The organism is Streptomyces mesophilus (assembly GCF_011044995.1).
In the GTDB taxonomy this organism is placed as follows: domain Bacteria; phylum Actinomycetota; class Actinomycetes; order Streptomycetales; family Streptomycetaceae; genus Streptomyces; species Streptomyces mesophilus.
This window is the reverse complement of the sequence record NZ_JAAKZW010000334.1, coordinates 1-6,503: the sequence shown is the minus strand read 5'-3', so window position 1 is coordinate 6,503 and position 6,503 is coordinate 1. Positions and strand designations below refer to the sequence as shown.

The 6,503-nt window shown below is 72.1% G+C and carries 6 protein-coding genes; 4 read left to right on the top strand and 2 right to left on the bottom strand.

The genetic code is table 11. The annotated features are described in order from the left end of the window. The first annotated feature begins 383 nt into the window (after positions 1 to 383). Positions 384 to 1,835 (top strand): hypothetical protein, encoded by a 1,452-nt coding sequence (locus tag G6045_RS38360; RefSeq protein ID WP_165336869.1) that lies wholly within the window; start codon positions 384 to 386, stop codon positions 1,833 to 1,835. Positions 1,836 to 1,932: 97 nt separating this feature from the next. On the opposite strand, the gene G6045_RS38355 is transcribed toward G6045_RS38360, so the two are convergent. Next, entirely contained in the window at positions 1,933 to 2,529 is a 597-nt protein-coding gene (locus G6045_RS38355; RefSeq protein ID WP_165336868.1) for a histidine phosphatase family protein, read from the bottom strand. Between the two features lie 186 nt (positions 2,530 to 2,715). On the opposite strand from G6045_RS38355, the gene G6045_RS38350 reads away from it, so the two are divergent. Beyond that, a complete protein-coding gene (locus tag G6045_RS38350) occupies positions 2,716 to 3,567 on the top strand; it encodes a spermidine synthase (protein WP_165336867.1) in 852 nt (283 codons plus the stop codon). Between the two features lie 19 nt (positions 3,568 to 3,586). Here the strand turns inward: G6045_RS38350 and G6045_RS38345 are convergent, their stop codons facing one another. Next, the gene (locus G6045_RS38345; RefSeq protein WP_165336866.1) at positions 3,587 to 4,156 is read right to left on the bottom strand and encodes a hypothetical protein; all 570 of its coding nucleotides are present in this window, start codon (positions 4,154 to 4,156) and stop codon (positions 3,587 to 3,589) included. Between the two features lie 121 nt (positions 4,157 to 4,277). Between G6045_RS38345 and G6045_RS38340 the strand changes: the two genes are divergently transcribed. Further along, a complete protein-coding gene (locus tag G6045_RS38340) occupies positions 4,278 to 4,970 on the top strand; it encodes a response regulator transcription factor (RefSeq protein ID WP_199549871.1) in 693 nt (230 codons plus the stop codon). After that, the gene (locus tag G6045_RS38335) at positions 4,967 to 6,367 is read left to right on the top strand and encodes a HAMP domain-containing sensor histidine kinase (RefSeq protein WP_165336865.1); all 1,401 of its coding nucleotides are present in this window, start codon (positions 4,967 to 4,969) and stop codon (positions 6,365 to 6,367) included. The genes G6045_RS38340 and G6045_RS38335 overlap by 4 nt, the downstream gene beginning before the upstream one ends. The last annotated feature ends 136 nt before the right edge of the window (positions 6,368 to 6,503 follow it).

Genomic DNA, 6,503 nt, shown 5'->3' with positions numbered 1-6,503 from the left:
GGTTTTGGGGCGGGCACGGTCACTTCCAACAAGGGGACCCCTCCTGGCTCAGGACGCTCATGGTCTGGGAGTGCTCACCGGATGCTCGTGGTCTGGGAGCGCTCGCGGGGCTAGGGCCTGTCTTGTGGATCAGGCCGGATCAGGGAGACAGGCCCTAGTGCTGGGGAGTGCTCACCGCATGGTTCAACGCGCGGCCAAGTCAACGGCTACGGCGTCGAATCGCCGCATTGGATGGCAGTTCATGGCGGATCGCGGCTGGGATTTCCGGTTTGTAGCAAAACCCTGCGTGCCGCACCCGTCACTCCCGGTACGTTCGTGGCCCCGCCGGAGCCACCCGAGCGTGACGCCGGAACCACCGTGAGCCGTGACGAGAGGGCTGGTCCATGGCGTCGGCCTCGAGGACTTCACCGACTTCACCGGCCGGGACACCCCGGCCGAATCGTGCTTTCCGGATGCTGCGGGGCAGCCTGTCGCCGGGTGAGTTCGCCGCTGCCGTACGCAGGGCCGCGCGCGAGATCGGCGAACGGGTCTCGTGCGACGCGCGCTATATCGGACGGGTGGAGGCGGGCGAGATCCGCTGCCCCAACTATGCGTACGAGCGCGTCTTCCTGCACATGTTCCCCGGCCGCGCGCTGACCGACCTGGGGTTCGCGCCCCGTGAGACGGTCCGCGGCCGAGGGGCGCGCGCGGCGGCCCGGGCGCCCGCCCCGCACGCCGAGCTACCGCGGATGCCGGCCGAGCTCCCCGTACCGAGAACGCCGTCCGAAGTGCCGAGGGCGCCGTACGAACCGCCAGGCACCACCCCGTACTTGAAACACCCCGAGGAGAGCGACGTGCTGCGTCGCGTGTTCATGACCGGCACCACAGCCGCGGTGGCCACCGCCTCGCTGAGCCTCGCCCAGGCCCCGGGCGGCGAGCGGCCCCGGCGGCGCGTGGGCGGCGCGGAGGCCGATGCGGTGGAGGAGGCCGTACGCAGGATCCGGCTGCTCGACGACCGGCACGGCGCCGACGGCCTCTATCGGCGGGCGGCCGCCCCGCTGCGCAGCGCCTACGCCCTGCTCGACGAGGGCACGGCGCGGCAGTCCATCACCGACCGGCTGCAGGCGAGCGCCGGCGAACTGGCCATCTCCGTCGGCTGGTTGGCCCATGACTCGGGCCGTTACGAGGACGCGCGCTCGCATTACGGGGAGGCGCTGGCCACCGCGCGGCTGCTCGCGGATCCGGGGCTCGAGGCGCATGCGTTCTGCAACATGTCGTTCCTGGCCCGCGATGCCGGACGGCCCCGTGAGGCGGTACGGGCGGCGCAGGCCGCGCAGCGGGCGGCCGGGCCGCTCGGCTCCGACCGGCTGCTTTCGCTGCTCGCGCTGCGTGAGGCAGGCGGGCTCGCGGCGCTGTCCGACCGGACCGGCTGCGAGCAGGCACTCACCCGCGCCCAGCGCCTGTTCGGGCGGGGGACTTCGGATGCCGACCCTGAGTGGATGACCTTCTTCGGCGCGGCCGAACTGGCGGGCCTGGAGGCCCAGTGCTGGTCCGCACTGGGCGAGTGGTCGAAGGCCGCCTCCCGCGCGCACACCGCCGTCGCGCTCCAGGACCCGCACTTCACCCGCAACACGGCGCTCTACACCGCCGAACTCGCCGACGATCTGGCCCGCGCGGGCCGCCCCGACGAGGCGGCCTCGGCGGGCCGCAAGGTCCTCGACCTCCTCGGCGAGGTCCAGTCGAGCCGCGTGCAGTCGATACTGCGCGCCACAGCACGCGTCCTCCTCCCGCACCGCCGAACCCCCGGAGTGGCAACGTTCCTGGAACGCCACCAGGGCCTGGGCCGGACCGCGTAGGTGACAGGGGGACCCAGCGTCCAGCGCAAAGGCGGCAAACCGGACGTGGCGATGAACAGGGGGTCCCCTTCTCGGGGGGTCAGCCCAGGGGTGGGGGCTACCGCTCCAGGTGGCCCGTTTCGTTCCAGGACTCGATGGCCGGGGCGTCGTAGGCCCAGCCCAGGATGGAAAGGGACGTGGGGTTGAGGCGGATGCGGGCGGCGAAGTCGAGGGGGAGGCCGAGCCAGCGGGCGCCGATGGAGCGCAGGATGTGCCCGTGGGCGAAGACCAGGACATCGCGGTCCGCGGAGCGGGCCCACGCGACCACTTCGTCCGCGCGGGCGGAGACCTCGGCCAGCGTCTCGCCGTCCGGGACGCCGTCCCGCCAGATGAACCAGCCCGGACGGACCGCCTGGATCTCGGCCGGGGTCATCCCCTCGTACGCCCCGTAATCCCACTCCATGAGGGCGTCCCAGCGCTCGGCCCGGTCGCCGAACCCGGCAATCTCGCAGGTCTCGGCCGCGCGCACGAGCGGCGAGGTGCGCACCTCGACCTCCGGCAGGCCGTCGTACGGCGCCCGCCGCAGCCGCTCGCCGAGCAGCTTCGCGCCGGTCCGGCCCTCGTCGAGCAGCGGGATGTCCGTCCGGCCGGTGTGCTTGCCGGACAGGGACCAGGAGGTCTGTCCGTGCCGGGCCAGGAGGATGCGGGCTGCCATGGGTCGCTCCAGAACTACGGAATGTGTACGTAAGGGGCGTATCGCCGTTGATCGCCTCGCTTGTCCATCATCGCTCACCTGGGGCGCGCCTACCGGCGGGGGCCGGATCCAGGGCCCGCCGGTACCCGCGCCCGCCCCTGCCCGCTCGCAGCGCGGGGCCGGCCCGTGCGGCCCCATAATGGCCAGATGGCCCGAAGGAAAAGCGCAGCTCAGGCCGTGGTCGAGACGGTCGACGGGGGGCTCGCGGAGCTGATACCCGATCCGGACCGGCCGCGCGCCTGGACCCTGCTCGTGGACGGCGCTCCCCAGTCCCATGTGGACCTCGACGACCCCAGGTATCTCGACTTCTCCTACCAGCGCCGCCTCGGCCATGTCATCGATCTGGTCGCCCCGCTCGGCAAGCCGCTGCAGGTGGTGCATCTCGGGGGCGGCGGGTTCACGCTGGCCCGCTATGTGGCCGGTACGCGGCCGCGCTCCTCGCAGCAGATCGTGGAGCGCGATGCGGCGCTCGTCCAACTGGTGCGCAGGGAGCTTCCGTTGGACCCCACCGCACGGATCCGCGTGCGGTCCACCGACGCCCGCGAGGGGCTCCTGAAGATCCCCGACGGCTGGGCGGACCTGCTGATCGCCGATGTGTTCAGCGCGGCGCGCACGCCCGCGCATCTGACGAGCGTCGAATTCCTCGAAGAGGTACGCAGGGTCGTCAGGCCCGGCGGCCACTATGCCGCCAACCTCGCGGACGGCCCGCCGCTGGCCCATCTGCGCGGCCAGATCGCGACCGTGGCGGCGGTCTTCGGGGAACTGGCCCTGGCCATCGACCCGGCGGTGCTGCGCGGCAAGCGGTTCGGCAACGCGGTCCTCGTCGCCTCCGACACCGAGCTCCCGGTCGCGGAACTCACCCGCCGTATCGCCTCGGACCCGCACCCGGGCCGCGTCGAACACGGCCGCGCCCTGGCCGACTTCACCGGCGGCGCCACCCCCGTCCGCGACGCGGCGGCCGTCGCCTCACCGGCGCCGCCGCCAGGGGTCTTCCGCTAGCGGGACCGGCGAGGACCCGTCACGGATCGTCGATCTCCACCTGTGGCGCATGGTCGTGCCAGGTGCAGAAGACCGAGACCTCGCGGGTGCCCTGGGTGAACGTGACCCGGATCCAGTCCTGCTCCGGCTGCTTCCAGATCTGCATCTCCCAGCCCGTCTTGGGCGTGGCCGAGACCAGCTCGGCGGAGGCGGCGTGGATCTCGAAGACGACCCGGCCGCCCGAGACGCTGTAGGGCTTCACGTCGCCGGCCGCGGCCGAGGACGAGGGCGACGAACTGTCCGACTTGCTCGGTGAGCCGGTCGGGGAAGAGGACCCCTTCCCGTCCGGCCGCGAAGACTCGGAGGGTTTGCCCGAATTGGAACCCTTGCCTGAATCGCCGGACTTCGAGGGCTCCTTGGGGCGGCGGGTGGAGGACGCCTTCGGGTCCACCGCCTGCTGGGTCGTCTCATGGGAAGCGGTCAACGGGAGTGCGCGGGGCGGATCATAGGCCGTTCCGGACATCACCGTGTGCACCCCCCACCAGGACAGCGTCACCGCTGCCCCGGTGGCGCATGTCCACGCCGCTGCATGTACCAAGCCTCTGTGCATCGCGGGCCATCCTGCACCATCCGGCCCACTGGTGTCCTGGGGGTGCGGCAACGCCGGTGCCAGGACCGGGGTCTCCCGTGTGCCATGACCGGTGTCCCCCGTATGGCGTACGGTGCGGGCCATGGCAAGTGTGCTCGTGGTCGAGGACGACCAGTTCGTACGCTCGGCCCTCATCCGGCATCTGACCGACGCCTCGCACACCGTGCGCAGTGTCGGGACGGCCCTCGAGGCGCTGCGCGAGGTCGCTCATTTCCGCTTCGACGTGGTCATTCTCGATCTCGGTCTGCCCGATCTGGACGGGGCCGAGGCGCTGAAGATGCTGCGCGGGATCACCGACGTCCCCGTGATCATCGCCACTGCGCGCGACGACGAGACGGAGATCGTCCGGCTCCTCAACGACGGCGCCGACGACTATCTGACCAAGCCCTTCTCCGTCGAGCATCTGTCGGCCCGGATGGCCGCGGTGCTGCGCCGGGCGGGAGCCGGCGGCGGGGGCGAGGCGGCGGTGTCCAGCGTGCTGCGGGTCGGCGGGCTCGCCATCGACCCGCTCAGGCGCCAGGCCTCACTCGACGGTGCCACGCTCGATCTCACCCGGCGTGAGTTCGATCTCCTCGCCTTCCTCGCCGGGCGGCCCGGAGTGGTCGTACCGCGCAAGGAGCTGCTCGCCGAGGTCTGGCAGCAGTCGTACGGGGACGACCAGACCATCGACGTACATCTGTCATGGCTTCGCCGGAAGTTGGGTGAAACCGCAGCAAAACCCCGCTATCTGCACACGCTGCGCGGTGTCGGTGTGAAGCTGGAGCCCCCGCGGTGAGGTGGGCCCTCGTCAAGGTGTGCCTTGCGGTCACCACGATGGTCGTCGTCGCCTTCGCGGTCCCGCTGGCGCTGGTCATCAAGGAGATGGCCAGTGACCGCGCCATCTCCAACGCCGAACGCCAGGCGGCCAATATCGCGCCGACCCTCTCCATCACCACCGACCGCGTGGAGCTCGAGCGGGCCATCGCGATCACCGACGCGGGCGGCGAGGGGCGGATGGCCGTCCATCTGCCCGCCGTCGACGGTCAGGCCGCGAGCAGGATCGGCGTCCAGCGCGCCGAGGGCGCCGACGTCGAGACGGCCCGCCGCAAGAGCCGGGCCTTCATCGCCGAGGCGCCCGGCGGCTCCGTACTCCTGCAGCCCACCGCACTGAGCGCGGGCGGCAACGCGGTCGTCGAGATCTTCGTGCCCGAGGGCGATGTCACCAACGGGGTCACCACGGCCTGGGTGGTGCTCGCGGGCGTGGGCGTCGCGCTGATCATCGGCTCCGTCGCGGTGGCGGACCGGCTCGGCGTACGGCTCATCCAGCCGGCCAAGCGCCTCGCGGGCGCCGCGCACGACCTCGGCGAGGGGAAGCTGGGCGCACGGGTGCCCGAGGAGGGGCCGACCGAACTCAAGTCGGCCGCCGTGGCCTTCAACTCGATGGCCGACCAGGTGGTCCAACTGCTCGCCAACGAACGCGAGCTGGCGGCCGATCTGTCCCACCGCCTCCGTACCCCGCTGACGGTCCTGCGCCTGAACGCCGCCTCGCTTGGCGACGGGGCCGCGGCCGACCAGACCCGCTCCGCGGTCGAGCAGCTGGAACGCGAGGTCGACACGATCATCCGTACCGCCCGCGAGGCCAAGCCGCAGACCGCGCACGGCGGTGGCGCCGGGTGCGACGCGGCCGAGGTGATCAGGGAGCGGATGGCGTTCTGGTCGGCCCTTGCCGAGGACGAGGCGCGCAAGGTGCGGGTCGCGGGCGTGGACCGGCCGGTCCATATCCCGGTCGCGCGCGCCGACTTGGTCGCGTCCCTCGACGCGCTGCTCGGCAATGTCTTCCGGCACACCGCCGAGGGCACCGCCTTCGCGGTCGACGTCCACAACGGCGAGGACGCCGTGATCGTCCTCGTCTCGGACGCGGGACCGGGCATCACCGACCCGGAGGCGGCGCTGCGCCGGGGCGGCGGTTCGGGCGCGGCCGGGTCGACCGGGCTCGGCCTGGACATCGTGCGGCAGATGGCCGAGGCGACCGGCGGTGATGTGCGGATCGGGTCGTCGGTGCTCGGGGGTACGGAGGTCCGGATCTGGATCCAGCTGGACGCCCGCCGGCCCACCGAGGGGCGGCGCCGGCACCGGGGGGCCGCGGTGCGGCGCAGGAAGAAGGGGCAGCAGGCGAGTCCGTCAGGAGTGTGAGCCCAGCTCTTACGCGTCCCCGTGCATCTCCAGCTCTTACGGGTCCTCCTGCACCTCCAGCTCCCGCCCGCACCTCCAGCAACACCCGCACCATTAATCGCTCCCCATCTCTCCCTTAACGCCACCCTAAGAACCC

Excerpts from the sequence above, each read along its gene's own strand:
- G6045_RS38360 (WP_165336869.1), top strand. The coding sequence starts at position 384 with ATGGCGTCGGCCTCGAGGACTTCACCGACTTCACCGGCCGGGACACCC.
- G6045_RS38355 (WP_165336868.1), bottom strand. The coding sequence starts at position 2,529 with ATGGCAGCCCGCATCCTCCTGGCCCGGCACGGACAGACCTCCTGGTCC.
- G6045_RS38350 (WP_165336867.1), top strand. The coding sequence starts at position 2,716 with ATGGCCCGAAGGAAAAGCGCAGCTCAGGCCGTGGTCGAGACGGTCGAC.
- G6045_RS38345 (WP_165336866.1), bottom strand. The coding sequence starts at position 4,156 with ATGCACAGAGGCTTGGTACATGCAGCGGCGTGGACATGCGCCACCGGG.
- G6045_RS38340 (WP_199549871.1), top strand. The coding sequence starts at position 4,278 with ATGGCAAGTGTGCTCGTGGTCGAGGACGACCAGTTCGTACGCTCGGCC.